The 24,590-nt window shown below is 40.7% G+C and carries 26 protein-coding genes, 3 tRNA genes and 3 pseudogenes; 22 read left to right on the forward strand and 10 right to left on the reverse strand.

The genetic code is table 11. The features are described from left to right. Positions 1-48 precede the first annotated feature (48 nt). Complete coding sequence (locus tag JCM19038_RS03090; RefSeq protein WP_052361005.1) at positions 49-543, reverse strand: GNAT family N-acetyltransferase; 495 nt, start codon at positions 541-543, stop codon at positions 49-51. Between the two features lie 178 nt (positions 544-721). Here JCM19038_RS03090 and JCM19038_RS03095 point away from each other — a divergent pair, with 178 nt between their 5' ends. The 19 genes and pseudogenes from JCM19038_RS03095 to JCM19038_RS03180 all read left to right on the forward strand — a co-directional run bounded on the left by JCM19038_RS03095 (position 722) and on the right by JCM19038_RS03180 (position 14,492). Next, positions 722-1,198 (forward strand): transcriptional regulator, encoded by a 477-nt coding sequence (locus tag JCM19038_RS03095; protein WP_042414488.1) that lies wholly within the window; start codon positions 722-724, stop codon positions 1,196-1,198. A gap of 91 nt (positions 1,199-1,289) precedes the next feature. Beyond that, the gene (locus JCM19038_RS24200) at positions 1,290-1,838 is read left to right on the forward strand and encodes an MFS transporter (protein WP_052361007.1); all 549 of its coding nucleotides are present in this window, start codon (positions 1,290-1,292) and stop codon (positions 1,836-1,838) included. After that, entirely contained in the window at positions 1,838-2,545 is a 708-nt protein-coding gene (locus JCM19038_RS24205) for an MFS transporter (protein WP_052361008.1), read from the forward strand. Before JCM19038_RS24200 ends, JCM19038_RS24205 begins: the two co-directional genes overlap by 1 nt. A 143-nt stretch (positions 2,546-2,688) precedes the next feature. Continuing rightward, positions 2,689-2,764, forward strand: a tRNA-Lys gene (locus tag JCM19038_RS03105). A 110-nt stretch (positions 2,765-2,874) separates the two neighbouring features. Next, positions 2,875-2,950 (forward strand) — tRNA-Asp (locus JCM19038_RS03110). Between the two features lie 8 nt (positions 2,951-2,958). Then, positions 2,959-3,034: transfer RNA gene (locus tag JCM19038_RS03115), tRNA-Phe, on the forward strand. A 199-nt stretch (positions 3,035-3,233) separates the two neighbouring features. Next, entirely contained in the window at positions 3,234-3,938 is a 705-nt protein-coding gene (gene yycF / locus JCM19038_RS03120; RefSeq protein WP_042414492.1) for a response regulator YycF, read from the forward strand. An 8-nt stretch (positions 3,939-3,946) separates the two neighbouring features. Continuing rightward, a complete protein-coding gene (gene walK / locus JCM19038_RS03125; protein WP_042414495.1) occupies positions 3,947-5,800 on the forward strand; it encodes a cell wall metabolism sensor histidine kinase WalK in 1,854 nt (617 codons plus the stop codon). Then, positions 5,784-7,118 carry a YycH family regulatory protein gene (locus tag JCM19038_RS03130; RefSeq protein ID WP_042414498.1) on the forward strand — a complete coding sequence of 445 codons (1,335 nt, stop codon included), beginning with the start codon at positions 5,784-5,786 and terminating at the stop codon, positions 7,116-7,118. The genes walK and JCM19038_RS03130 overlap by 17 nt, the downstream gene beginning before the upstream one ends. Beyond that, the gene (gene yycI, locus JCM19038_RS03135) at positions 7,105-7,965 is read left to right on the forward strand and encodes a two-component system regulatory protein YycI (protein ID WP_042414501.1); all 861 of its coding nucleotides are present in this window, start codon (positions 7,105-7,107) and stop codon (positions 7,963-7,965) included. Before JCM19038_RS03130 ends, yycI begins: the two co-directional genes overlap by 14 nt. 9 nt (positions 7,966-7,974) lie before the next feature. Beyond that, entirely contained in the window at positions 7,975-8,772 is a 798-nt protein-coding gene (locus JCM19038_RS03140; RefSeq protein ID WP_042414504.1) for an MBL fold metallo-hydrolase, read from the forward strand. Between the two features lie 222 nt (positions 8,773-8,994). After that, positions 8,995-10,214: pseudogene (locus tag JCM19038_RS03145) on the forward strand (S1C family serine protease). A 153-nt stretch (positions 10,215-10,367) separates the two neighbouring features. Then, positions 10,368-10,847 (forward strand): 23S rRNA (pseudouridine(1915)-N(3))-methyltransferase RlmH, encoded by a 480-nt coding sequence (rlmH, locus tag JCM19038_RS03150; protein WP_042414507.1) that lies wholly within the window; start codon positions 10,368-10,370, stop codon positions 10,845-10,847. Positions 10,848-10,861: 14 nt separating this feature from the next. Beyond that, complete coding sequence (locus tag JCM19038_RS03155) at positions 10,862-11,668, forward strand: hypothetical protein (RefSeq protein WP_042414511.1); 807 nt, start codon at positions 10,862-10,864, stop codon at positions 11,666-11,668. A 32-nt stretch (positions 11,669-11,700) separates the two neighbouring features. Next, positions 11,701-12,375 carry a uracil-DNA glycosylase gene (locus JCM19038_RS03160; RefSeq protein WP_042414513.1) on the forward strand — a complete coding sequence of 225 codons (675 nt, stop codon included), beginning with the start codon at positions 11,701-11,703 and terminating at the stop codon, positions 12,373-12,375. Positions 12,376-12,393: 18 nt separating this feature from the next. After that, a complete protein-coding gene (locus tag JCM19038_RS03165) occupies positions 12,394-13,419 on the forward strand; it encodes an AbrB family transcriptional regulator (protein ID WP_042414516.1) in 1,026 nt (341 codons plus the stop codon). Between the two features lie 65 nt (positions 13,420-13,484). After that, complete coding sequence (locus tag JCM19038_RS03170) at positions 13,485-13,676, forward strand: hypothetical protein (protein ID WP_042414520.1); 192 nt, start codon at positions 13,485-13,487, stop codon at positions 13,674-13,676. A gap of 136 nt (positions 13,677-13,812) precedes the next feature. After that, entirely contained in the window at positions 13,813-14,103 is a 291-nt protein-coding gene (locus tag JCM19038_RS03175; protein WP_042414522.1) for a DUF5327 family protein, read from the forward strand. A 14-nt stretch (positions 14,104-14,117) separates the two neighbouring features. Beyond that, positions 14,118-14,492, forward strand: a complete 375-nt coding sequence (locus tag JCM19038_RS03180; RefSeq protein WP_042414525.1) for a DUF423 domain-containing protein — start codon at positions 14,118-14,120, stop codon at positions 14,490-14,492. 3 nt (positions 14,493-14,495) lie between these two features. Here the strand turns inward: JCM19038_RS03180 and JCM19038_RS03185 are convergent, their stop codons facing one another. Further along, positions 14,496-15,245, reverse strand: coding sequence for an STAS domain-containing protein (locus JCM19038_RS03185; RefSeq protein ID WP_042414527.1), 750 nt, complete (start codon positions 15,243-15,245; stop codon positions 14,496-14,498). Positions 15,246-15,407: 162 nt separating this feature from the next. Between JCM19038_RS03185 and JCM19038_RS03190 the strand changes: the two genes are divergently transcribed. Continuing rightward, entirely contained in the window at positions 15,408-15,725 is a 318-nt protein-coding gene (locus JCM19038_RS03190; RefSeq protein WP_238554261.1) for a helix-turn-helix domain-containing protein, read from the forward strand. 41 nt (positions 15,726-15,766) lie between these two features. On the opposite strand, the gene JCM19038_RS20345 is transcribed toward JCM19038_RS03190, so the two are convergent. After that, on the reverse strand, positions 15,767-16,345 hold the full coding sequence (locus JCM19038_RS20345) for a small multi-drug export protein (protein ID WP_052361010.1): 579 nt from the start codon (positions 16,343-16,345) through the stop codon (positions 15,767-15,769). A 258-nt stretch (positions 16,346-16,603) separates the two neighbouring features. Continuing rightward, complete coding sequence (locus JCM19038_RS03200; protein WP_042358088.1) at positions 16,604-16,840, reverse strand: ferredoxin family protein; 237 nt, start codon at positions 16,838-16,840, stop codon at positions 16,604-16,606. A gap of 232 nt (positions 16,841-17,072) precedes the next feature. Between JCM19038_RS03200 and JCM19038_RS03205 the strand changes: the two genes are divergently transcribed. Continuing rightward, on the forward strand, positions 17,073-17,651 hold the full coding sequence (locus JCM19038_RS03205; protein ID WP_042414528.1) for an ATP-dependent Clp protease proteolytic subunit: 579 nt from the start codon (positions 17,073-17,075) through the stop codon (positions 17,649-17,651). 5 nt (positions 17,652-17,656) lie between these two features. After that, on the forward strand, positions 17,657-18,268 hold the full coding sequence (locus tag JCM19038_RS03210; protein WP_042414530.1) for an RNA polymerase sigma factor: 612 nt from the start codon (positions 17,657-17,659) through the stop codon (positions 18,266-18,268). Here JCM19038_RS03210 and JCM19038_RS03215 read toward each other — a convergent pair. The 6 genes and pseudogenes from JCM19038_RS03215 to JCM19038_RS24210 all read right to left on the reverse strand — a co-directional run bounded on the left by JCM19038_RS03215 (position 18,220) and on the right by JCM19038_RS24210 (position 24,534). Next, positions 18,220-19,998, reverse strand: coding sequence for an ABC transporter ATP-binding protein (locus tag JCM19038_RS03215; RefSeq protein ID WP_042414533.1), 1,779 nt, complete (start codon positions 19,996-19,998; stop codon positions 18,220-18,222). The two genes, JCM19038_RS03210 and JCM19038_RS03215, sit on opposite strands and share 49 nt — an antisense overlap. A gap of 134 nt (positions 19,999-20,132) precedes the next feature. Further along, the gene (gene gerQ / locus JCM19038_RS03220; RefSeq protein WP_238554262.1) at positions 20,133-20,615 is read right to left on the reverse strand and encodes a spore coat protein GerQ; all 483 of its coding nucleotides are present in this window, start codon (positions 20,613-20,615) and stop codon (positions 20,133-20,135) included. A 24-nt stretch (positions 20,616-20,639) separates the two neighbouring features. Further along, a complete protein-coding gene (locus tag JCM19038_RS03225; protein ID WP_042358091.1) occupies positions 20,640-21,062 on the reverse strand; it encodes a cell wall hydrolase in 423 nt (140 codons plus the stop codon). A 100-nt stretch (positions 21,063-21,162) separates the two neighbouring features. Beyond that, a pseudogene (gene metE / locus JCM19038_RS03230) lies at positions 21,163-23,439 on the reverse strand (5-methyltetrahydropteroyltriglutamate--homocysteine S-methyltransferase). Between the two features lie 118 nt (positions 23,440-23,557). Then, positions 23,558-24,306 (reverse strand): annotated as a pseudogene (hemQ, locus tag JCM19038_RS03235) (hydrogen peroxide-dependent heme synthase). Positions 24,307-24,408: 102 nt separating this feature from the next. Beyond that, positions 24,409-24,534 carry a hypothetical protein gene (locus JCM19038_RS24210; protein WP_255343333.1) on the reverse strand — a complete coding sequence of 42 codons (126 nt, stop codon included), beginning with the start codon at positions 24,532-24,534 and terminating at the stop codon, positions 24,409-24,411. Between the last annotated feature and the right edge of the window lie 56 nt (positions 24,535-24,590).

Consider the following 24,590-nt stretch of genomic DNA (forward strand, 5'->3'; position numbering starts at 1 on the left):
AATGGATGAGAGAAAACTCACTCGCCTAGAAAAAGGCGGGTGAGTTTTTTAGATCGCTTTTTCATAGTAGAAGAACGGCTCTTCTCGTGCTTCTGTTTGGAGTTCTCCTACTTGAGAATAACCAAGTTTTTGGAAAAGCTTCTGTGCTTTTGTATTTAATGAATACGTATCGATTTTGATTGATTTTAGCTGTTGATTTAACGCTTCTGTTTCTGCAAAACGAAAGAGTGTTTCAGCAATACCTTTGTTGCGTACTGTTGGGTTAACCGCGAGGCGATGTAGCGTAATAGAGTCTGTATCAAGATGGCGCCACGAAAGTTGATGGTACTCTTTGGCAAACTCTTGATTGATAACGATAAACCCTTCAATTCGTTCTTCGACGTAAACATAAAGCGACTTCTTCTTTATATCCTGTGCAAAATGGTGAAGTGTAGGGTACTCTTCATTCCATTGGTCGCTTCCTTCTTCATTCATTAGCTTTGTTGCTTTTTTGGCTATCGCAACAACACCAGAGAGGTCTTCCATTCCTGCAAGTCTAATCATGATGTGCACTCCCCATTTGAAAACTACGTACAAGTATAGCGCGGAAAAAAGCGATTGACGAGAGAAAAATATCGGCACGTAAAATTGAATTTTTTTGAAAAGTGTTGACAAATGCTTTGTCACTCGCATAAAATACAGTCAGATAAAGTTGACCGAGTAAGAAAGGCGTGATGTGTAAATGAAAGAAATATTTGTAATGACGACGTATGAGCAAGTACGTGCCGTTAGTGATTCGTTCCGTAGTCGAATGTTAGTGAACTTCGGTACACAACCATTGACGGGGCAACAATTAGCGGAGAAATTAGACATCTCACGTTCCAAAATCCATTATCACTTAAATGAACTCGAAAAGAATGGGATTATTGAAATTGTGCGTCGAGAAGAGAAAAATGGCATTATGCAGAAGTTTTATCAACCAGTCGCAAAATCGTACATCGTTGACGATAAGCTTTTAGACTTTTTCGGGGGGAGTGATTTGCGATCTAAAGGAAGTATGACGAATACGTTTAGAGGTGACCAAGAAACATTCGAGAAATTTATGAAACGCGTGAACGATGATTTTCAAAATGCGTTAGGTGAATATTCTACTGATGATCCTTATTTATCCGAATACGTTTTACATGTTGATTGGTATAAAAAAGACAACAACTCCTGAAAGCCTATGTTCGTGCATAGGCATTTGTTTTAGCCCAACGGTCAATAAAAATGAACGGTGTAAATAAATAAAAACGAGAGAGGTTATTCACATGAAAAATATTCTTACTAATTTTAATTTTATGATTTTATTGTTGAGCCGATGTGCTTCGAATGCTGGGAGCAGTCTGTATTCAATCGCTGCGATGTGGCTCGTATATGAATTGAGTGGCTCGTCAATGTACTCGGGTCTTGCATTATTTTTAACGCAAATGCCAGCGCTACTACAAATTGTACTTGGACCAGTCATTGATCGTTTTCAACTCAAGAAATTACTCGTATTCACTCAATGCATTCAAGTGTTTATGCTACTCGTCTTACCGCTCGCGTATGCTTTTGGTTTTTTAACGGTTGCACTTGTTTTGACTGTGATGCCAGTCGTCTCTCTTTGTAATCAGTTCCTCTATCCTGCACAATTGACCTTACTTCCGAAGATTTTAAAGAAAGACCAACTTACGACGGGCAACTCGTTGTTCTCAGTCGCCTATCAAGGGACAGACGTATTGTTTACCGCGTTTGCAGGAATCATTATTGCAGTTGTTGGCGGTGTGGCAATATTCTATGTAAACAGTGCAACGTTTTATTCTCTGCGTTGTTGTTAATGCAATTACGCTTACCAAAGCAAAAGCAACGAGATAAAAACGATGAACAGCGGACAGTTAAACAGCTAGTAAAAGGGTATGGTGAACAATTAGGGGAAGGTTTACGTGTACTAAAACAATCGTTCTTTAGCCGCCTACTTATCGGAATTCTCGTCGTAAACTTTGCGATTGCAGGTGTGTTTGCGATTCTTCCTGGATTTAGTTCTACGTATGGTAACGTTGATTTCTATGGTATGCTGCTCGCAGCTAGTGGGCTAGGAACAATTATTGGAGCGGCATGTGTGTCACTCTTCAAGTTGCAACGAGTACCAATTGCAATTTTATATGCAACACTTCTTAGTGTGACTGGTCTATGTTTTATTGCGATGGCGATCGGTGGCCATCCAGCTGTCGTATTGCTATTGTTTGTGTTCGCATTCATTCCTGCTGGTAGCATAAACGTCATTGCTTTTGTGATGATCCAATCGGCTGTAGAAGAACATTTACTTGGAAGAGTTATGGCTGCGGTCATGGGAATTGCTGCGGGTATTGCCCCACTCGGTTCTTTAATTGGCGGTGCTATTGGATCTTGGTTTAGCTATGGTGTGGTCATTGTAACTTCAGGATTGTTGCTACTCAGTGTCGCCCTATATTGGATTTTAAGCAAAAAAATGCGACGTCTACCGGCGACCCAAGAATTATCGACAGATCTGTTCCAAGCTGGATAAGTCCCTTAGCATTTGGTTATAATGATAGTGGTGAGAAGGGCAATCTCTCTTATAACAAAGTTCTACAAAGAACTTCAAAAAAAGCATTGCATAAATTTATTTGGCGTGCTAAGATAAGTCTTGTCCTTCGATAGGAAGTAGTTGAGCCATTAGCTCAGTTGGTAGAGCATCTGACTTTTAATCAGAGGGTCGGAGGTTCGAGTCCTCCATGGCTCACCATTTACATATTGTAAACAGATCAGCTACGAGAAGGAAAGAGTAAGTGTATTACCAAGTACACAACTCGAACGAAGCAGTTGAAGAGATTCGACACTTATTTTTTGAAATATGGGCCTGTGGTGTAGCGGTTAACATGCCTGCCTGTCACGCAGGAGATCGCGGGTTCGATTCCCGTCAGGCCCGCCATTTTAATTGGCTCGATAGCTCAGTTGGTAGAGCAGTAGACTGAAAATCTACGTGTCGGCGGTTCGATTCCGTCTCGAGCCACCATTTGATTGTCTGTCATTCGTATATTCAATCAAATCACTTACGACAACTTATGAAGCAGTATTAAGCTAGACCCCGAATGTATAATTCGGGGTTTTTTCTTATTTGAATTGAAGCGCTATGGTACAATAGAAGCGCGAAACATTTATACCAATCGTACTTGTATAGTATGACTACAATTGAAAGAATAGAGGCGATCATAATGAACGAAAAAATACTCGTTGTTGATGATGAAAAGCCAATTGCGGATATATTAGAGTTCTCTTTGAAAAAAGAAGGATTTGAAGTTGAAGTGGCTTACGACGGTGACGAAGCCCTACAAAAAGTACATGATTTTCAACCAGAATTGATTTTATTAGATATTATGCTTCCAAACCGTGATGGGATGGAAGTTTGTCGGGAAGTTCGTAAAGATTACGACATGCCAATCATTATGCTTACTGCTAAAGATTCAGAGATCGACAAAGTACTTGGGCTTGAACTAGGTGCCGATGATTATGTAACGAAACCATTTAGTACACGTGAGCTTCTCGCGCGCGTGAAGGCGAACATTCGTCGCCTCCAAGCGGTTCCTCAAAACGATAAGCAAAAGAGTGGCGAAATGGAAATCGGTGGTCTAACGATTGATCCAGAAGCGTACCTCGTACGAAAACGAGGAGAGCCAATTGAACTTACGCACCGAGAGTTTGAATTAATTCATTACCTCGCTCGTCATCTTGGACAAGTAATGACTCGTGAACATCTGCTCCAGTCAGTATGGGGATATGATTATTTTGGAGATGTTCGTACGGTTGACGTTACCGTTCGAAGATTAAGAGAGAAAGTTGAAGACAACCCTAGCTATCCACTTTGGATAATTACGAGAAGGGGAGTCGGTTACTATTTGCGTCACCCTGAACAGGAGTAGTGTAGTGGATGGAGAAGTTCCGGAACTTTTTTAAGTCGTTCCAATTCAAGCTGATTGCGATTTATGTGTTGCTTCTTCTTATTGCAACGCAAATTATTGGCGCGACTTTCATGACGACTTTAGAGAGTCAAACGATACAGAATTACAATGATTATCTTGAAGATCGTGCAAGTTTGCTTGCAAACAATGCAGCTGAGATTCTAACAGAGCCTCGCTCTGATGAAGATGGGGATGTGCAGCTGCAAATCCGTCAAGAAATGAACGACCAAGTCAATTTATTGTTTAGCGATATTAATGAGTTCGTTGAAATTGTGGACAATAACTACACGATTATTACCTCTCATGATTCTGACCTTGTTGGGCGTTTGAACAACAACATTCAGATTTACCGAGCGATGGCAGGTTATGAGCAAGCGCCAGAAACGTTTCAAAACCCTGATACCGGCGACCGAACGAGGGTCATCATTGAGAAGATAGAAGGCAACAATGATGAGATCATCGGCATTGCTCATATTCGTGCATCGCTTGAGGGTACGTATGAAGAAGTAACTGAAATTAGTAGTATCTTTACGTGGAGTGCGGTCATTGCACTCATCATTACTGCAATTATTGGTATTTTGCTTTCACGAACGATTACAAGACCGGTACTTGATATGCAAAAACAAGCAAGTCGTATGAGTGAAGGTGACTTTAGCCGACAAGTGCGTGTGTATGGAAGTGACGAAATCGGAAAATTAGCCACTTCATTTAATACACTAACACTCAGTTTAAAAGAGGCCAACGCAACGACTGAAGGCGAACGAAGGAAGCTTAGTTCGGTGTTGTCACATATGACAGATGGCGTTATTGCGACGGATGAACTTGGAAGGATTATCTTGCTTAATCGACAAGCAGAGATTTTATTAAGCATGTCGAGTGAGGAAGCAATGGGTCAATCACTTCCAGAGATCTTGAAGTTATCTGAGCATTTAACACCAAGTAAACTCTATGACTACTCGGAGTCAATGATCTTAGATTTCAGTGATGGGGATGGAAGTTACTTGCTTGAAGCGAACTTTTCGGTCATTCGTCATGAGGATGGACCGATTACTGGGTTGATTACCGTTCTTCACGATGTAACAGAACAAGAGAAAATTGCACAAGAACGACGTGAATTCGTTGCAAACGTATCTCATGAACTGCGTACACCACTAACCACATTAAAGAGCTACATGGAGGCACTCGAAGACGGTGCGCTACATGATCAAGAGTTGGCTCCTCGGTTTTTAGGTGTCGCTCAAACGGAAACTGAGCGAATGATTCGTCTCGTTAATGACCTTCTACAGCTTTCTAAGATGGATCGTGACGATGTGAGATTAAACAAACACCATTACAACTTAATTGCTTGGTTGCATGAAGTTCTCGATCGCTTTGAAATGATGGTAAAAGACAAGAATATTGAGTTCGTACGTAAGTTGCCAACATACCCAGTGCGAATTGAAATCGATCGCGACAAAATGACACAAGTGATCGACAATATTATTTCTAATGCTATTAAATACTCACCAGACGGTGGAACCATTACTGTTGGGACCGATTTACATGAAGACGGTGCCACGATCTTCGTAAAAGATGAAGGAATGGGAATTCCTCGAGAAAATCAACATAAGATTTTCCAACGTTTTTATCGAGTCGATAAAGCTCGTGCAAGAAACCTTGGTGGAACAGGACTGGGCTTAGCAATTGCAAAGGAAATGGTAGAAGCTCATGGAGGTACAATCGGCGTATCGAGCGAATTGCGCCAAGGTACAATGATTACCATCAACTTCCTTATACGAGTATCTATGAGGAAAGTAGGTGGGAAGAGTGACAGAGCGAATTAAATCGTTGGTTCTAATCGTGTTGATTGCCACGAGCCTTATACTTACGTGGCAATTGTGGACATACCAACCGAATTTAGAAGAGTTGGATGAAGCAAGTAGCACGACGGAAAGTATCGGTGACACCATTCAACTTGAAGACGTTGTACGCCCTTCCAACCTCATGTATAGCGTTGGTGATGAGAAGCGTATGTCGTACGGAAATGCAGATGATTTAACGGAAGAAGTCGTTGATGATCTGTACAACTTAGATTTATGGAATTTCGTGCTTGTTGATGAAGTGTATGATCAAGAAGATGTCTATCCTGGTCAAGATTACATTGAATTGATTTACCCCGCAGGTATTCCAGCAGAGTTGTTGCAGTCGTTTGTTGGCCGAGAAGAAGAGCTAGACCTTGTTGATCTTTCAACAGAATTTGATCGAATTCTTCTTTTTGCTAGTGGAGATGAAGTTGTTGCCAGATTCGTATCGTTTCAACCTCAATTGTACTTGGAAGCTTATGTTGATTTGAATATGAATGTGTTTATTAATGATTATTTACTAAGCAATCATCATGAGGATACATTTTCGGTATATAGCGAAATGGTCGCTCCACACGGCAGTCGATTAGAAAAGCCGATTTATTTGCCATTAGAGCAAGTTGACTTTATGCGTCGTAGCTATGAAATTGATGGTAGTAATTATATTGCTCCAAGTGCGTTTGAAGAATTGCTTTTTGAAGATGAGACGATTCAGGTCGATCGTGAGAATTACATTGCCAGCTCTGAACAGATGAGTGTAACAAATAATTTATTTATGGAGTATATTAATGCCACTTCTCCAGCTTCCGTGCGGGAGAACCCTGAACACGTGACGTTACAGGCTTTTAATTACGTCAATTCCCACGGTGGTTTTACAGATAATTACCAACTATATCGTTTCACGACGAATAACCCTACTTTAGATGAAGCGGTTCGTTTCCATCTTGTTGAGAACGGTGTTCCTGTACTCGGTTCGGGCAACCATGGAGTGATTGAAGTGACGAGAAGTCACCAACAAGTGATCTCGAACTATACGAGACCGCTTTATACGCTTGGAACTGATGTGGAATTTAGTGCTTCTGAAACACTTCCGGAAGGTGAAGTCGTATGGGATGCAGTTACAGAGGACTACGATGTCGATGAGGTTGTTGATGTTCGTATAGGGTACGACATGAGCCACGAGCAAGAAGTTACAGAGCTCATTACATTTACACCCGCATGGTACGTGCAGACAACGACTGGTGCATGGCATCGTGTAGAGCTCTTTCAGTCAGAGGGGGATTACAATGGATTGGAGTAGAACGAAGACAATCTTTATCGTTACCTTCTTTCTGTTAAACGCGTTTTTAACGTACCAGCTAATTGCTAAACAATCCTTTGAAAGCTATGCAAGCGAACAAGGTAGTCTTGAGCAAAGCTTTGAGGACATTGTTGAAGCTGAGAACATTATCGTTGATACGCAACTACCAGAATATCGTGATCTTCCTCGTCTGAACATAGAAACCGAAGTGATTCCTTTTGAAGAAGTAAGTAGTTTCTACAACAGTAACGATTATTTTCAATCTGTGGATCAAGTCGCTGAAGATCAACAAGAGTTAATTTTATTGTTAAGTTCTCCTTACAATTTAGACGCTGGAAGCCCTTTGTCTAGCATCCGTGAATTTATTGACCAGAACATCTATGAAGGAACCGAATATGTTTTTGGTGGAGAAGTTGTGAGTAGTGATAGTGATCAAATGGAGTTTCACTACTTCAAGAATTATGAAGGACTTACGTTGTATGGAAGTGGTGGCGATGCTCACCTCGTTGTGACGGTAAATGACGGGGAAATTACGATTATTGAGCAACAATTTATTGAAATCAAGCCACATGAGGAAGACATTGAAGTTATGTCACCAGAAGACGCGATTCTTGCTTTGCGAGAAGCACAAGTCATTACAAGGAACGCAACCATTCATCGTATTGAACTCGCGTATCACAGTCATATTACTGACGGTGAGTACGCAAGGTACATTCCGGCCTATCGCATTCATGCAAGTAACCAATCGTTTAGCGATGAAGAAGAAATGCCTCCATATTGGGAAACGCCGGCTTATATTGTTAATGCGGATCGTGGGAACGTTTACGCACTTAGCAATGAATCTTAAAAAGGATGATTGAACATGAGATTTAGTGTTCTGGCCAGTGGTAGCACTGGGAATGCAATGTACGTTGAATCAGAACGAACCAAGTTGCTAATCGATGCAGGATTAAGCGGAAAAAAGATGGAAGAGTTGTTCCAAACGATCGGACGATCATTATCAGAGGTCGATGCCATCCTCGTCAGTCACGAACATAGTGATCATATTAAAGGGGTTGGCATTGTTGCTCGTAAATACAATATACCAATCTATGCAAATGAGAAGACATGGAAAGCGATGGAGACGTCAATTGGACCGGTTCAAACCGATCAGCGTTTTCACCTTGAAACGGGTTCGAATGTGTCGTTTCAAGATTTAACAGTTGAAACTTTTGGAGTTTCTCATGATGCAGCTGATCCGATGTTTTTTGTTTTTCACGAGAATAATCGCAAGCTAGCGTTAGCAACCGATATGGGCTATGTAAGTGATCGAATTAAAGGAACACTAAAAGAAGCGAATGCGCTCGTATTTGAATCGAATCACGACATTAACATGTTACGTATGGGTCGGTATCCTTGGAACGTTAAGCGGCGGATTTTAGGGGATATGGGACACGTATCAAACGAGGATGCTGCACTTGCACTAGCGGACATCATTACAGATAAAACAAGGCATATTTATCTTGCTCATTTGAGCTTAGATAATAACATGAAAGAGCTTGCTAAAATGACAGCAGAGCAAGTGCTTCTTGAAGAAGGAGTTACGTGTGGAACCGGCGGTGTGCTTCTTCATGATACCGATCCTTATCACCCTACATCACTACAGACTGTATAAATGGCTCAATAATGGTTGAAAGATGGGAAATGTGGGTAGTTTAACATTGTAGCAACGACGTTGGACTAAAAAACTGGACGAAAAGAGATTTTATTCGTAAACTAATGGTAAATCTATGCAACGACATGTCGCTTTCTCCTAACTATGTTGTGGACAATCCTGGGGGGCAGGTACTCACAACATTCTGTTCATCGTCAACACAGAAAGAAAGGTGGAGCAACAATGGGTTTCTACGACGATCATTACTCTTCAAGAGGCCGTAAAAGCAAATCAAGAAAACCAATATTTCTTGGAGTCATTATTGGGGCTGTACTCGTACTTGGTATAATAAGTGTCGGTCAGATGATGAATCTGGATGGATCGGCTGCGCAAGAGGAAGCCGAAACGAATCAACAAGAAGATGAGCAATTTTTTGCATCGGAATCAGAGACCATCGATTTAGATGTTACGACAGACGTAACGCATGTCGTCGATGCAGTTAGTGATGCTGTTGTTGGCGTGTTTAATTTACAAAATACTAGTTTTTGGGGCGGTGCAGCTGGTCAACAAGAAGAAGGCGTTGAAGCGGGCACTGGCTCAGGAGTGATTTATAAGGTTGAAGGAGACCGTGCATTTGTTGTCACGAACGAGCACGTTATCCAAGGTTCAGACGAACTCGAAGTAAGTTTAAGTGAGGGACAAAGAGTGCCTGCAGAACTTGTTGGCTCAGATATTTGGACGGACTTGGCAGTTTTGACAATTGATGCTGAGAACGTCGATACGGTTGCTGATTTTGGTAATTCAGACAATCTAAGAGCTGGGGAACCAGCGATTGCAATTGGAAACCCATTGGGACCTCGCTTTGCACGCACAGTTACATTAGGAATTATTAGTGCGACTGAAAGAAGTGTACCGGTTGACCTCACGGGTGATGGGCAAATTGATTGGAATGCAGAAGTGTTGCAAACAGATGCAGCCATTAACCTGGTAATAGCGGTGGGGCTCTCTTAAATATTCAAAGTGAAGTGATTGGGATTAACTCAATGAAGCTTGCTCAAGGTGAAGGAATTGGATTTGCAATTCCGACGACAATCGTTTTACCTGTAATTCAAGATATTGAGCAATATGGAGAAGTAAGACGCCCTGAAATGGGAGTGATCATCGGTTCTCTCGAAGAAATTCCAAGTTATCACTGGCAAGAAACGCTGAACTTACCACCAGAGATTGTAACAGGTGTGTTTATCCATGAAATCGTACCGAATTCACCTGCAGCAGATGCTGGGTTGGAACAATATGATGTTATTACAGCACTAGATGGAGAAGATGTTGAAGCGGCTCATGATCTGAGACGTCACCTGTATACCGACGTGGACATTGGTGATGAAATGGAAGTGACGTTCTATCGAAATGGTGAACAGATGCAAACGACAGTCACGCTCGATGAACAACAGGAAACGATGTAACGTCTGATTTGAGAGGGAAATCATAACCGATTTCCCTCTTTCTCGTTTGTGAATAAAGAGTTATAAACAGTGGATAACGAGTGGAACTAGGCATTTACTCAAAATGAAGCTGTGAATATGTGGATAACTTCTGTGGATAAAGGGGTGGATAACATGAAAGTTAGCATCATTGCAGTCGGGAAAATTAAAGAAAAGTACATTCAATCGGGTATTGATGAGTTTTCGAAGCGTCTTCGTACCGACGTGAAATTTGAAGTGATTGAGGTACCAGATGAAAAAGCACCGGAGCGGTTGAGCGAAAAAGAGATGGAACAAATCAAACAAAAAGAGGGAGAACGAATTGATAAGAAAATTAAAGCAGGCGACTATGTAATCGTACTTGAGCGCCAAGGCAAGATGTTAAGTTCTGAACAGCTTGCAGAACGGTTTGAAACATTACCTACATATGGAACGAGTGCAATTACGTTTATTATAGGTGGTTCACTCGGTATGAGTCAGGAACTATTGCAACGTGCAGATTTAAAATGGTCGTTTTCAGCGTTAACATTTCCCCATCAACTTATGAGGCTCATGTTAACCGAGCAAATTTATCGAGCTATGCAAATTAATAAAGGTTCTCCGTATCATAAGTAAGGAGTGAAAGTCAGATGTTAAAGACGATGTATAAGAGGAGAATTTATCTCTCTTATATCTTTACTTTTGCTCTTTTAACGAGCATTACCACTTTTCTCATCGTTGATTGGCCAATAACGACAGAAGAATGGTTTGAGTATCTTTTATTTTATTTTATTACTTTGGCAATCGCCATTATGATTCCTATATCTCATGTAAAGTACAATAAAGTAAAAAATCTAGAAGTTCCGAAAGCGGATAAACACCTTATTCATTTGGATCACCTTGTCATTCAATCAAATGTGTCGTACATAAAGGAATTATTGTTGTTTACGAAGAAAGGTCAATATGTAGGCAAGGCGAAAGTAAGTAAGATTTCTTGGTTTATGTGGCCGTTTACGGTTTTGTTTAAAAACGACTTACTTACATTTATCCCTTGGACGTATACAATTTATGATCATCTGGATCAAAAATGTATGGCAATTAAACGGACAGGTTGGGGGATTAAGTCGACGCTAACGATTAAAGATGAGAAAGGCAGCCATATCGGTACATACGTGCAAGACGATTTACGGATGTTTAACATTCGCGGTAATTTATTAGATGAAGACGGGCAATTAGTATTGCCAATTAAGGCAGACTTGACGGGGAGCTTCCGTTTTGAGAATCAATTCGGTGATGTTGTGGCTGAGTATTATCAAGGTCGATTTCCACATGAATATACTACGTTGTTTCGTGACATGGAGAATCATATCGTTTATTTTCGTCGTGATCTGTCAAAGAGAGAACAGAAACGCCTCTATGGTGTGTTAATCTTTTTGTTTTTGCAACTAAAAACATAGGTCGTTTCACGTGAAACAAGGGAGAGAACATCATGAAAAACGTAACAATTGGTAATGATTGGGATTATTTACTAGAAGATGAATTTCAAAAGTCTTACTTTACTTCGTTGCAAGCCTTTTTAGAAACAGCGTATAGTCAAAAAGCGATTTTTCCGCCGAGAGAAGATATTTTCCGTGCGTTAGAATTGACCTCTTATCAGCAAGCGAATGTTGTATTGCTCGGGCAAGACCCGTATCATGGGTTCGGACAAGCACAAGGTTTAAGTTTTTCCGTGTCAAAAAGTGTGGCGATTCCACCATCGCTACGGAATATGTATAAAGAACTTAAAGAAGATCTTCAATGTAACATTCCATCCCATGGAGATTTAACTGCTTGGGCAAGTCAAGGTGTACTTCTATTAAATACGGTATTAACGGTTGAAGAAGGGGAAGCAAACTCCCACCGTCAGAAAGGTTGGGAACAGTTTACAGATTCAATCATTTCGTTACTCAATCAGAAAGAAGAGCCGATCGTGTTCCTTTTGTGGGGGAAAGACGCGCAAAAAAAAGCCACGATGATTGACGATCGACACTGTAAGGTAATGAGTACACATCCAAGTCCTCTCGCGGCTTATCGTGGTTTCTTTGGGAGTCGTCCTTTTTCTAAAACGAATACTTTCCTAATAGAGCAAGGAAGATCACCGGTTCGGTGGTGTTTGGATGAGTGATAAAGGTGTGAGCATCGTATGTGGCTAAATAAAATTGCATTTCTAATGATTGCGTTTGTTGTTGGTGCAACATTCCAAGCCATTGGAATACCAGCAGGATGGTTACTCGGTGCAATCTTCACTGGAATTGTTTATGGATTGTTTGTTACGAGTTACTCATTTAATGGTTGGCCATTCCAAGTCGCATTGATCCTTGTCGGTGCAAATATTGGTGTGATGATGGAACCACAATTATTTCTTCATCTGCATCAATACATTCTCCCATTAATTGTGACGCTCTGCATTACACTCTTAGGTGGATTGTTATTTGGCATTCTGCTAGATCGTTGGACGAGCCTAGACCGTAAGACCGCCTTTTTCTGTACTGTGCCTGGTGGTGCTTCAGAAGTGATCGCATTATCGAGTCATTATGGGGCGGATGAGCGGATTGTCGCTTCTTTTCATACAGCGAGGATTACGATGTTCGTGTTACTCATTCCTTTTGGAGTTGGAATGGTTTATGGGCAAGGGTCTTCAGAAACATTTACAACTTCAGCAAGTGGTTTAGAAGTCCAGCATGTGCTTTATTTTAGTGTTATTCTAATTCTTACGATGTTGTTAACGAAATGGCTTAACTTTGCCGGTGCCACCCTGATTTATGCAATTATGATTGGGTTTGTAGCGAGTGAGTTTGTCTTTACATTCGGAGCATTACCTTCATATATTCCTGGCATTGGACAAGTGTTGATTGGTGCTATGGTTGGGATTCGTTTTGAACGTTCCACGTTAGAGCGATTGCGTGAAATTGGCATAGCGAGTGCTAAAATTCTCGGATTATATATGGTCATGGCGATTTGTATTGCTTTCATTTTCTATCTATTCACACCAATGAGTTATTTGATGAGTTTACTTAGTACCGTACCAGCAGGCGCACCAGAGATGTCTTCAACGGCATTATCTTTAAAGATGGACCCATCATTAGTCGCCAGTCTTCACATTATTCGTATGGTCGTTGTGTTACTCGTTTTGCCACACTTTCTTAAATGGATGTTAAAGAAATCGTAACATAAAGATTGGTTTATGAGCATGAACGTCGGGGAAAATAAACACTACTTGGAGGTGTTTGTTAAATGATTATCATTGATGACTTACAAATTATGGCTCAGCGTTATGATAATGAAGAAGATGCGAAGAATGCCTTAAAAAAAGACGAAGTAGTTGTTAAAGATACGGAGAATAATTACTGGATCATTGATAGTGAAAACTATGAGAAGATTGAAGCTTATGGATACACAAAAATAGAAGAAGGTACGAGTAATTAAAGAGCGAACCATCGGGTTTGCTCTTTTTAGAATCATAAGTGTCGCCTCACTTTCTAACGCAGTCGTAATCTATGGTAAGATGAATAATGAGTTAACAAAAGTGGAAAACGAAAGTTAGAAAAGGAAGGGCGATTACATGGCAGTTCAATTATCAACGATTCTTAAGAAATTACATCAAGCTGTCGAAGACTTGCAATCCCTTCATGCAAGTGGGGCTTCTTCGTTGGTCATTCAAAAACAAGCGAGCATTGTACGAGTTTACAGTGAGCTTATTGAAGAAAGCAGTTCAATAGATGATGATGTTAAGGCTACAGGGGTAAAACCACAAGTTACCCAGACGCAGCAACCAAGATATACACAAGTGCCAGTAACTCAGTCTATACCATCTACCAATCAACAAATCGAAGGAAATCTTTTAGATTTCTAATGAGGGGTATAAAGATGAAAAATCAATGGATCGCTACAGGAGCAATTTTAGCGATGCTAGCCGTTGCCATTGGCGCTTTTGGCGCACATGGTTTAGAAGGTTCTATTACGGATAATATGTTAGAGAACTATCAAACTGGTGTTCAGTATCATATGTTTCATTCACTAGGTATTTTGGTAATTGGAATCGTAATCAGTATGACTGGACCTTCGAAGTTGCTTCAAGTCTCTGCTTCACTTTTAGTCATTGGTATCGTGATATTCTCGGGCAGTCTCTATGTAATGGCGCTCACCGGTATGACGTGGCTTGGGGCGATTACACCAATTGGTGGTGTTTCGTTTATTAGCGGTTGGTTGTGCCTGACCATTGCAACGTTAAGAGGGCGATGACCGTTACTCATCGCCTTTTTGTAGCTCTAGCAACGCAATTTGTAGGCTTGGGAAAATCTTAAATCGATCAACGAGGTGATCTTGATCGTAGAGAACGAGCGACTCGGAAACGTTTGGCAAAATGCCAGTAAGACAAATCTCTACACCAATTAATTGTGCTGTAACTAACTGATCAATGAATTGTTTTGTTGCTGTGGCACTTAATTGGTTAACAGCCGTTAAGTCGATGATTAGATCGTGAACTCTACGTCTCTTTACCTCCTGTAGAACGGAGAACAGTGCAGAGTTATGATTCGTTTGATAATAAAGGTCTTGAATTGGCCAAACGGCAATCGTTTTATCAAGCGAGAGTAGTGTTGAATTCTGATGATGGAGATACGAATCTAATTCTAATTGATACTGTTCTGCATACGTATGCTCGTACAGTTCAATCTGTTCAAAAATCGTTTGATTAATGCTTTTATTCGAGTACCCCTCGTCAAGCTCCCCTACTAATGCTTCCATTATCATTCGATACAACGATTGACGACGTTTATAGAACGTTGTGTGTTGACGAAATGTTTTTAGACGCTCTACGTGGTACTTGGCAAGTGAAGTGATGTCCTTCTTTGCCTCTAATACGGATGGTTCCTTTTCAACATAGAATTGAAGTTGCTTTATGTAGGCAGCCAAGCAGTCCATAACGTTACAATGTGGACGATGTGCTTTGGTTTTCTTAAATTCTTGTTGAAGAAGGTCGTGTAACAAGGTCATAAGCGGTATTCCACCCCCTTTTCAGTCGTGAGTGGAAAAATTTTGTAGTTTATGAGATAGTATGGTTGTGATTAATACTTCCTGCCTACTATTATTTTAAAGCTGTTCGTAAAATTGTGAAGAAGTATATTTAAATATACTTTGGGTGAGGAGAACATAACATTGAAAGTAGAAACAATGAACAATATTAAAACAACACTTAAAGTTGTATGTGGGAAATGGAAAGGGATTATTCTGATTGAATTGTTTGATGATTCATTGCGATTTAGTGAGATTAAAAAACGTATTCCTGAGATTCATCATCAAACGTTAATCAAACAATTAAAAGAACTAGAAGAAGACCAGTTAATATCCCGATATGAACATGCTGTTGTCCCACCAAAAGTAGAGTATTCGATTACAGAGTACGGGCGTTCTATTTTTCCCCTCTTAAAAGAGATGGAACAATGGGGAAAGCATCATCGCGTTAATGTAGAATGAGAATAAAAAAACGCTCAAGTCCTGGACTTGAGCGTTTTTTGTTATTCGAAGAACGTAATCACCCCGAAATGAATTAAGCCACCTAAAAGCACAGACCATAGAACAATACTTATAATCATCCAAAGCGATAACTTGGCACGATTGGCACCGAATGAGCACGCAAGCAAAGCAGTTAAGTGACTGCTGAGTAAACCCGTACCTAGGATTGATAGTCCAGCTAAGCCGAAACGATCCCAGTAGCGTTTTGCACGAACACGTTGCTTTTCAAAACGTGATGGATTTGAGGGTTCTTCCATTTTGTTTGCTTCTGCCTGATCTGCTTCTACAGTTGAATCGTGCAAAGCGTCGTTTTGTTCAGGCTGTGTAGTGTTCACAGTAGTGTCTAATTCATCTTTAACAGGTTCAGGTTCTTCGGTTTTGCTCATAATCCAACCTCGTACTTTTTCTACAAGTATAATGAGTAGAATGACGGTAATAACATTTCCAATGATTGAAGCGACAATAACTGACGTTGTTGGAATTGGCATAATAAGAATTCCGACAGGAATCGCCACCATGTATTCAAGGAAAGGTATTGCAGCCATGATTAACAAAATAAGAAAATAAATGATTGTTTCCACGTGCTCGGATCACCTACTGATGAGTTAATTGAACGTGTATAGTACACATTAAGGTTATCGGTATAGATAGACAAAGTTCAAGAGTGCGATCTAAAGTGCTGAAAAATAGTCAAAATGTTATCTTCTCTTTATAACATGGCAGTACAAAAAAATCTAATACAGCAAGTTATGAAGGTAACTATTTAAATATTATATCAATTCACCCTAAAAACGTAGACGCCATTCGATCTGAACAACGCTACGTTTTTGTAAGTAATGCTACTGATTAAAATATTGAGCATTAAGTTCAATATATTGAGCTTCCTCTTCTGGGACCTCATCATCCGGGTAAATCGCTTCGACTGGACATACAGGTTCACAAGCTCCGCAATCTATGCAAATATCCGGGTCAATGTAGAACATGTCCTTTCCTTCTTCGATACAATCGACTGGACAAACTTCTACACAAGAACCGTTTTTCTCCTCTTTGCAGGCAGACGTAATGACAAATGGCATTTTTTCACCTCCCTATAAGAATCATTATAACGAAATATTTTTTTGTGTATAAGGGGATGTACTAAAAAAATCTAGATAATGGGAAGCGTAGTAACTGTCATGTATTGTAACATATTCTCGCACGTATAGGCGTTTGTATGCTCTGCAATATTTTTATTTTTCCACCCGTATCGTAATGCATTCGATATACGTTTAGGAAATTGAGAAAATCATTAACCGAGGAGGTAATGTTATGCAAACGATACCTTATGTGATTGAACAAACTGCTACTTCAGAACGTTCCTACGATATTTATTCCCGACTTTTAAAAGATCGAATCATTTTTATTGGTACGGAAATTCATGACCAAATGGCGAATGCTGTCGTTGCCCAGCTTCTTTTTTTAGCATCTGAAGATGAGAAGAAAGACATTTCGCTATACATTCAATCTCCAGGTGGTTCAATTTCTGCAGGCTTCTCGATCATTGACACGATGAATGTTATAAAGCCAGACGTTGCGACACTGTGTACAGGTATGGCAGCTTCAATGGGAGCACAAATCTTGGCCATGGGAGCAAAAGGAAAGAGGTATGCGCTCCCGAATGCAGAAATAATGATACATCAACCTTCAGGTGGTACAAAAGGGCAAGCTTCTGACATGTTAATCTATGCGAAACGCATTGAAAGGCACCGAGCGTTAATTCAAAAGCAATTGGCTGAGCGAACGGGCCAAACAGAAGAACAAGTGGCTAAAGATATTAACCGTGATCATTTCATGAATGCATTTGAAGCAAAGGAATATGGATTAATTGATCACATTTATGGAGGGTAGCTGCAATGGAATGGCAGGAAACGTATGAATCTTTATTAAAATATTGCCAAACGCTTCAAAAAGGCGATAAAGGAAAAGACCTTGCACAAGAGGCAGTTGCAAAAATTATCGCTACAAACCCGAAAGAAATTACGAAAGCATATGCAAAACGTACTGCAAAGACGATATGGATTGATGCGTATCGTAAAGATCAAAAATCTCCTAAGAAAACGACCGAAGAGCCTGTATCATTTGCCCGATTTCAAGCGTTAATGATTGCTGAGACACTCGTTCATACTCTTACAAAGAAACAACAAGTCGTGTATTTGCTAAAAGAAGGGTTTTGTTACCGTGATCAAGAAATTGCAGAACTTTTAGCATGTAATGTTACAACAGTTAAGGCATTACTTCGTCGTGCAAGAGCAGCCATTCATCATGAGCGGGACCGCCATGGCATACCGGTTCCTGTAGGAATGAACAAGGCAAAACGAATTCAATACTTGACGATGATGATCCAAAATGAAGACGTTAGAAACATAAAACAATTGTTTCATGAGGAAGACCCAAGCTTATTGCTTGTGGTCTTTTTTTATATGGTTGCTAGTGCTTCATGTTGTAGTGAATGGAGCTTTTCATAATACCCTTTTTGAGCAAGTAATTGTTCGTGAGTTCCTTCTTCAACGACATGACCGTTATCTAAGACAACGATGTGGTTCGCGTTTTGAATCGTTGAAAGGCGATGGGCAATAATTAAGGCCGTACGATTTCGTAACAAGTCGTCGAGCCCTTCTTGAATCGCCTTCTCAGATGCCGTATCTAGAGCTGAAGTTGCTTCATCTAATAAAATAATTCGTGGATTTTTTAATATTGCCCGGGCAATACTGATGCGTTGCTTTTGTCCACCAGACAATTTAATTCCTCGTTCTCCTACGGATGTATCATAGCCTTCAGTTAGTTCCTCAATGAATTCATCTGCTTTTGCAATCGCTGCAGCTTTTTTTACAGCAAGGTCATCGATCTCGGGTGTACCATAAGCAATGTTCTCTCTAATCGTACCGTTAACTAGATAAATATCTTGGGAAACGACAGAGATCTGCGAACGCAAAGATTCTAAAGTAACGTGATCAATCGGAGTGTCATCAATTGAAATTGTCCCGTGATCGGGTGAATAGAATCGCGTTAACAAGTTCGTGATTGTCGTCTTGCCTGAGCCGGACTTGCCGACGAGTGCAGTCGTTTTCCCTCCTGCAAGCTTAAAGTTCACCTGTTTTAGGGCTTCTTTGTCATCGTTATATGAGAACGTAACGTGATCGAATGAAATGTCACCTTTTGTCACGTTTAAGGTTGCTGCATCAGGTTTTGAGACAATCTTTGGTCGCTCTGAAAGAACAGATTGAATACGGTCATACGCTGCAGCTGCTTGTTGAATGGTGTTCATTAATCGACTTACACGTCGAATTGGGTTTTGGAGTAATCGTAGGTAGATGAGGAATGTAGCGATCATACCGATCGTCATCTCACCACCGATCGTTTGCCATGCACCGAATGCAACGACAATAGCTAAGCCAAAGTAATTAATAAAGCTTACAATTGGACCGAATAAAGAGAAGTTCCTAGCTGCATTAAGGTTCGCTTCTTGATTAATCTTATTCCGTTTTTGAAAACGTTCGCTCTCAAAGTTTTCCATTGCAAATGATTTGACGAGACGAATTCCAGAAAAAGAGTCTTGTAAATGATTGTTGATTTCAGCAAGACTAGCTTGTACGTTACGAAAGGCACTTCGAATACGACGGGCAAAAAAACGTGTTACGAAAAACAAAATAGGAAATGTGAGCAAGATAAGTAAAGCAAGTTGCCAATTAACATAAAACATATAAAGACTAATAGCCAAAAAGATGAATAGATCAGAAAGTAATGTTAAAAGTCCTGAAGAAAGTAACTGTTGTAACATGTTAACGTCGTTCGTAAGGCGAGACATTAAATCGCCAGTACGGTTGCGGTCAAAAAAAGCAACATCGAGGTTTTGCAAGTGATCGTATAATTCATTTCTTAAATCGTACAGCGCTCGTTGACCGACAATGGCCATTAAAAAGCTTCCGAGAAATTGAAAGCCGATGAGCATGAGGGCTGCAAGAATTACGAGCACGAACACCCAAATTAACTGATCTACCAGCTGCTGTGGAATAATTACGTCAATTGTATATTGAATCGCTTGAGGAATAAAAAACTCAATCATTGCAACGATAAAAACAGCAAAAATAGCAAGTACAATAAATAATCGACTTCGTTTTACGCGCTGCAAGAGGTCGCGAAACATCGTACGGATGCTTTGTTTTGGCGGTTGTTCATGTAGTTGTGATTGATGCATCGCGTTGGCCCCTTTTTAAGCTATTGTGTGCGAGTTCACCTTCTATAAAGCATACTGAATGGAATTTGAACCTGTCAAAACAAACCGATTGCGTTAAAAATACCCAAGGTCGATTGACCTTGGGTATGAACGGATTATCTAGGGGAATACGTTCCCATATTAGCCCCGCCAAAAGGATACTCATATTCAATCGGTTCATTAAAGACAATGTAATCTAAATAAACCATGAGTAATAAATAATGCTGGCCCGTTGACGTATCATGCAAGATAATGTGATCACGCCCCGCCTCTTGAATAACCCCTTCAAACACTTGCACTTGCTGATTCGTTCCACTTCCAAATGTCATGTAAACGGTAGCTTCCTTGCCTGAATTGAGGCGTAGAATATTTTCAATATAAGATTGCTCAATTGGAAGCATTTGCCCATCTTGATTTCCGTTAAATGGTGGTTGCGTTCGATACATTGGTGGTGGCGCAAATGTATAAGATTGAGGTTCAGCGTGTTCCTCTTGATCATCACCACGTTCTTCTTGTTCATATTGTTGAGGATAATAGTATTGTTGAGGGTACACCGGTTGCATGAACTGAGGATGACCGTAATAAGGGTTTCTAAACAACGACAATCACTCCTTTATTAATAATCACCAGACACTTGGGCATTCGTTGTAAGTAGGATTGTAGAAGCAGTGAGCTTTAAATTGACCAGCAAGTGGCTGACCAAACCATTCTCCTGGACACGGTGCGTCTGGGCGGAAGAACCAAAGTGCCCGTTCACCAGGATGAATTAGCTCACCACGGATGAGTCGTCTTGCAAGTTCGATCTCTTGATCCCTCGCTCTTTGATAAAAATAACCTTTCTGAACGGCTTCAAAGCCACCTGGGGATTGAAATGCCATTTGTGGAATCGTTCGGACGTCTGTAAAGTCAGAGCAATCATATCGAACTCGATTTACCATGACATTTCCGGCATTTAACATGCCTTGCTTTCCTTCACCTTCAGCTTCTGCGCGAATTAACCGGGCCAAGATTTGAACATCTTCATCCGTTGCAGCTATAACTGCCATCTGCGCACCTCCTATACATACTCCTTCATCATCTTATGACCAGCCATTTAGGGTTATGACAGAATAAAAAAACCTCTGCAATCAATGCAGAGGTTTTCGTTTACGATGAAGTTGTTGCTACTTGCTTTCGTGCGTGTTTGGCAGCGTTCACCATTAATTTTAGTGCAGCGATAGTTTCTTCTTCTTTTCTCGTTTTTAACCCGCAATCAGGGTTTACCCAAAAACGTTCAACAGGCAATACTTTTAGCGCGCGGTTTAAAATGGTCGACATCTCTTCTTCAGAAGGAACACGTGGACTGTGAATGTCATACACGCCGAGTCCAATGCCTAATTCATACGTATTCTCCTCAAATGTTGAAAGAATATCTCCTTGACTACGAGACGTTTCAATTGAGATCACGTCAGCATCAAGTGCGCGAATGGCGTCAATGATATCTTGGAACTCGCTATAGCACATATGCGTGTGAATTTGCGTCGTATCTTGGACGTGGGAAGAGCTAAGTCGAAACGCATGTACAGCCCAATCCAAGTAGGTCTTCCAATCTTGCTCCTTTAGAGGGAGACCTTCCCGAAGCGCAGGTTCATCGATTTGAATCATTTCAATTCCTGCGTTCTCAAGCGCACTCACTTCTTCTTTAATCGCTTCAGCAATTTGGAAAGCGACTTGGAATTTTGGTAAATCATCACGTTCAAATGACCAGTTTAAAATGGTGACAGGTCCAGTTAACATGCCCTTTACTGGTTTTGACGTTAATGTTTGAGCATACACGGTTTCTTCTACAGTCATCGGTTGTTTAAAGCGAACATCCCCATAAATAATTGGTGGTTTTACGCCTCGTGAACCGTAAGATTGTACCCAAGCATTCTTCGTGAATGCAAATCCTTCTAAGCGCTCTCCGAAAAATTCTACCATGTCATTACGTTCAAATTCTCCGTGAACGAGAACATCGAGCCCGATCTCTTCTTGGTGCGTAATCCATGTCGAAATGTAGTCGTTAATTTGAGTTTTATAGTCTTCTTCAGTAATCGAGCCTTTTTTTAACTTGTGCACGTAATCGCCGTACTTCTTTCGTTTGTGGGAAGGAGCCGATCGTTGTAGTTGGTAGGATTGGCAAATTCCATTTCTCAAGTTGTTTCGGTCGTCTTTGTTCATAAGAAGCCGTACGAGATACTTCTGAGAAAGGTTCAGTATTTGGTTCTTGTTTGCGCCATCCAGTCGCTTCAATGTCTTTGAATAATTGTTGATTTTCGCGAATGGCTGTATGATCAGCTGATTGATCGGAATAAAGAAGTTCTTTTAGTGTAACAACTTCAATTAGTTTTTCATCGGCAAACGATAATGCGCGTTTTAATACCGAGTCTAGTTCTGGTTCATTTTGTACGGTAACAGGCGTATGAAGCAAGCTTGAGGAAGGTTGAATCCATAACTGTTCAGGAGTCTTTACAACTTGTTTAACTTGCTCAAGCAATGCGAGTTTATCGACGACTTTTGCTTTCCAAATGTTGCGACCGTCAATGACGCCAGCCGCAAGAACTTTGTCTCCAGGGAATCCTTTCGTTTGAATGGCGTGCAAGTTCTTTCCGCCATCATGAACGAAGTCTAGTCCTATTCCTGCAACAGGAAGCTCGACGACTTGGTCATAGTTTTCGACTGCATCAAAGTACGTTTGTACGATAATTTGTAAGTTTGGTACATCCGCATGCAGCGTTTCGTAAATGTCTTTGACGTACGCCATTTCCTCATCAGTTACATTTGTGACGAGTGAAGGCTCATCAAGTTGTACCCATAGTACACCTGCTTCTTCTAGCTCACGCAATACTTGACTGTACACAACAGTTAATTGTTTTAACCAGTCTTCTGTTTGTGATAAGTCGTAATGTTTTGCTAATTTAAGGAACGAGTAAGGACCGATTAGTACAGGTTTACCCTCAATGCCAAGCTCGTCTTTTGCTTCTTTATAAAGAGTAACCAGTCGGTTCTCAGTGACAGTCGGTGTCGCATCTTGGAGTTCAGGTACGATATAGTGATAATTCGTGTTATACCATTTTGTCATTTCACAGGCAGGAGCTCGGCATTTCCACGTGCCATGGCAAAATACGTATCAATTGAAACAGGGCCACCTGAATAGTCATATCGCTTAGGAATTAGCCCGAACATTACACTAGCATCTAGGATGTGATCGTAGTAGGTGAAATCACCAACAGGGATCACGTCAATGCCTGCTTTTTTCTGTTTACGCAGATGATTCAGACGAATTTCTTTGAGCTGTGCATGTAAATCGTCTTCAGAAATTGAGTTTGACCAATACGCTTCTAATGCTTTTTTCCACTCTCTTTGCTCTCCAATTCTTGGATAACCTAATGACGAAGTTGTCACAAGATCGGCCTCCTATCTTTATGTGAAATGTAAATGTTTCTTCCATTAAGGGTACTGCACTCTTGAAAAGAAATAAAGGATATTTTGTTGATTTTCATCAACAAAATATCCTAACGGTTTATCTAGCTTTGAAATAGAAGTCAACATCTTCGAGTGTTAACACATTTCCAACGTAGAAAGATCCAAAATCAGCAAAACGGGCGGATACTTCATCAAAACGCATTTCATAAACGAGTTTCTTAAATTGAAGTACGTCGTGGGCAAATAGCGTTACGCCCCACTCCCAATCATCGAAACCTACAGAACCGGTAATCACTTGTTTCACTTTGCCAGCGTACTTACGGCCAACCATACCGTGTGAATACATCATTTGCCCGCGTTCTTTCGCTGGAGTCATGTACCAGTTATCGTCGCCTTCGCGCTTTTATCCATTGGATAAAAGCAAATGTGCTCCCATTTGGGAAGAACAGGGAAAACACGCTCACGAATTCCTGGATCATCTAATGGGTCTCCATCGCCACGGTACATGTACTTTCCAAGTTCAACAACCGAGACGTAAGAATAAGACGGAATCGTAAATTCTGCAAAACGCGTTTGGTTAAACGCATTTTCAATTTCATTTAGTTCTTGCATTGTAGGACGAAGAAGCATAAACATAATGTCAGCCTTTTGACCAACAATGGAGTAAAGAGCATAGCTACCTTCTCCTCGTTCCTCATTATGCATCCAATCCTCGATCATTTCCTTAAATTCTGCTACGATTTGCCCGCGTTCCTCGGCAGGTACGCGCTTCCACGCTGCCCAATCGAAGGTACGAAAGTCGTGCAGACTATACCAACCATCAATCGTTTCTGCTGGTTCAGCCATGAGACATGCTCCTTTCTCTCTTACACACTACAATCATTCTTCCTTATCATAGCATAAGCAATACCTAGATTTGAAATGCAGAGAAAAGGCGTCACAAAGCCGTCAAGAACGTTTCGTTAAGAACTTTTGAACAGCTTTTGCATGATCTTCTGTTTGACCCGCTAAACGTTGGGCCTGGACTTCTTTTTCTAGGATTTCAGAGAGAGAATGCTCATAACTTTCTCGCATTGTTGCCTTCATCAACCAAAAGCTTCGAGTGGAGTTTCTGTGAGTTGTTTTGCAAG

Origin of the sequence: Geomicrobium sp. JCM 19038 (genome assembly GCF_000698125.1) — a bacterium.
GTDB lineage: Bacteria > Bacillota > Bacilli > Bacillales > Marinococcaceae > Geomicrobium_A.

Excerpts from the sequence above, each read along its gene's own strand:
- JCM19038_RS03165 (WP_042414516.1), top strand. The coding sequence starts at position 12,394 with ATGTGGCTAAATAAAATTGCATTTCTAATGATTGCGTTTGTTGTTGGT.
- JCM19038_RS03215 (WP_042414533.1), bottom strand. The coding sequence starts at position 19,998 with ATGCATCAATCACAACTACATGAACAACCGCCAAAACAAAGCATCCGT.
- JCM19038_RS03160 (WP_042414513.1), top strand. The coding sequence starts at position 11,701 with ATGAAAAACGTAACAATTGGTAATGATTGGGATTATTTACTAGAAGAT.
- JCM19038_RS03095 (WP_042414488.1), top strand. The coding sequence starts at position 722 with ATGAAAGAAATATTTGTAATGACGACGTATGAGCAAGTACGTGCCGTT.
- rlmH (WP_042414507.1), top strand. The coding sequence starts at position 10,368 with ATGAAAGTTAGCATCATTGCAGTCGGGAAAATTAAAGAAAAGTACATT.
- JCM19038_RS03205 (WP_042414528.1), top strand. The coding sequence starts at position 17,073 with ATGCAAACGATACCTTATGTGATTGAACAAACTGCTACTTCAGAACGT.
- JCM19038_RS03225 (WP_042358091.1), bottom strand. The coding sequence starts at position 21,062 with ATGGCAGTTATAGCTGCAACGGATGAAGATGTTCAAATCTTGGCCCGG.
- JCM19038_RS03155 (WP_042414511.1), top strand. The coding sequence starts at position 10,862 with ATGTTAAAGACGATGTATAAGAGGAGAATTTATCTCTCTTATATCTTT.
- JCM19038_RS03180 (WP_042414525.1), top strand. The coding sequence starts at position 14,118 with ATGAAAAATCAATGGATCGCTACAGGAGCAATTTTAGCGATGCTAGCC.
- JCM19038_RS03200 (WP_042358088.1), bottom strand. The coding sequence starts at position 16,840 with ATGCCATTTGTCATTACGTCTGCCTGCAAAGAGGAGAAAAACGGTTCT.
- JCM19038_RS03185 (WP_042414527.1), bottom strand. The coding sequence starts at position 15,245 with ATGACCTTGTTACACGACCTTCTTCAACAAGAATTTAAGAAAACCAAA.
- JCM19038_RS24200 (WP_052361007.1), top strand. The coding sequence starts at position 1,290 with ATGAAAAATATTCTTACTAATTTTAATTTTATGATTTTATTGTTGAGC.
- JCM19038_RS03210 (WP_042414530.1), top strand. The coding sequence starts at position 17,657 with ATGGAATGGCAGGAAACGTATGAATCTTTATTAAAATATTGCCAAACG.
- JCM19038_RS03090 (WP_052361005.1), bottom strand. The coding sequence starts at position 543 with ATGATTAGACTTGCAGGAATGGAAGACCTCTCTGGTGTTGTTGCGATA.
- yycI (WP_042414501.1), top strand. The coding sequence starts at position 7,105 with ATGGATTGGAGTAGAACGAAGACAATCTTTATCGTTACCTTCTTTCTG.
- JCM19038_RS24205 (WP_052361008.1), top strand. The coding sequence starts at position 1,838 with ATGCAATTACGCTTACCAAAGCAAAAGCAACGAGATAAAAACGATGAA.
- walK (WP_042414495.1), top strand. The coding sequence starts at position 3,947 with ATGGAGAAGTTCCGGAACTTTTTTAAGTCGTTCCAATTCAAGCTGATT.
- JCM19038_RS03170 (WP_042414520.1), top strand. The coding sequence starts at position 13,485 with ATGATTATCATTGATGACTTACAAATTATGGCTCAGCGTTATGATAAT.
- JCM19038_RS24210 (WP_255343333.1), bottom strand. The coding sequence starts at position 24,534 with ATGCGAGAAAGTTATGAGCATTCTCTCTCTGAAATCCTAGAAAAAGAA.
- JCM19038_RS03175 (WP_042414522.1), top strand. The coding sequence starts at position 13,813 with ATGGCAGTTCAATTATCAACGATTCTTAAGAAATTACATCAAGCTGTC.
- yycF (WP_042414492.1), top strand. The coding sequence starts at position 3,234 with ATGAACGAAAAAATACTCGTTGTTGATGATGAAAAGCCAATTGCGGAT.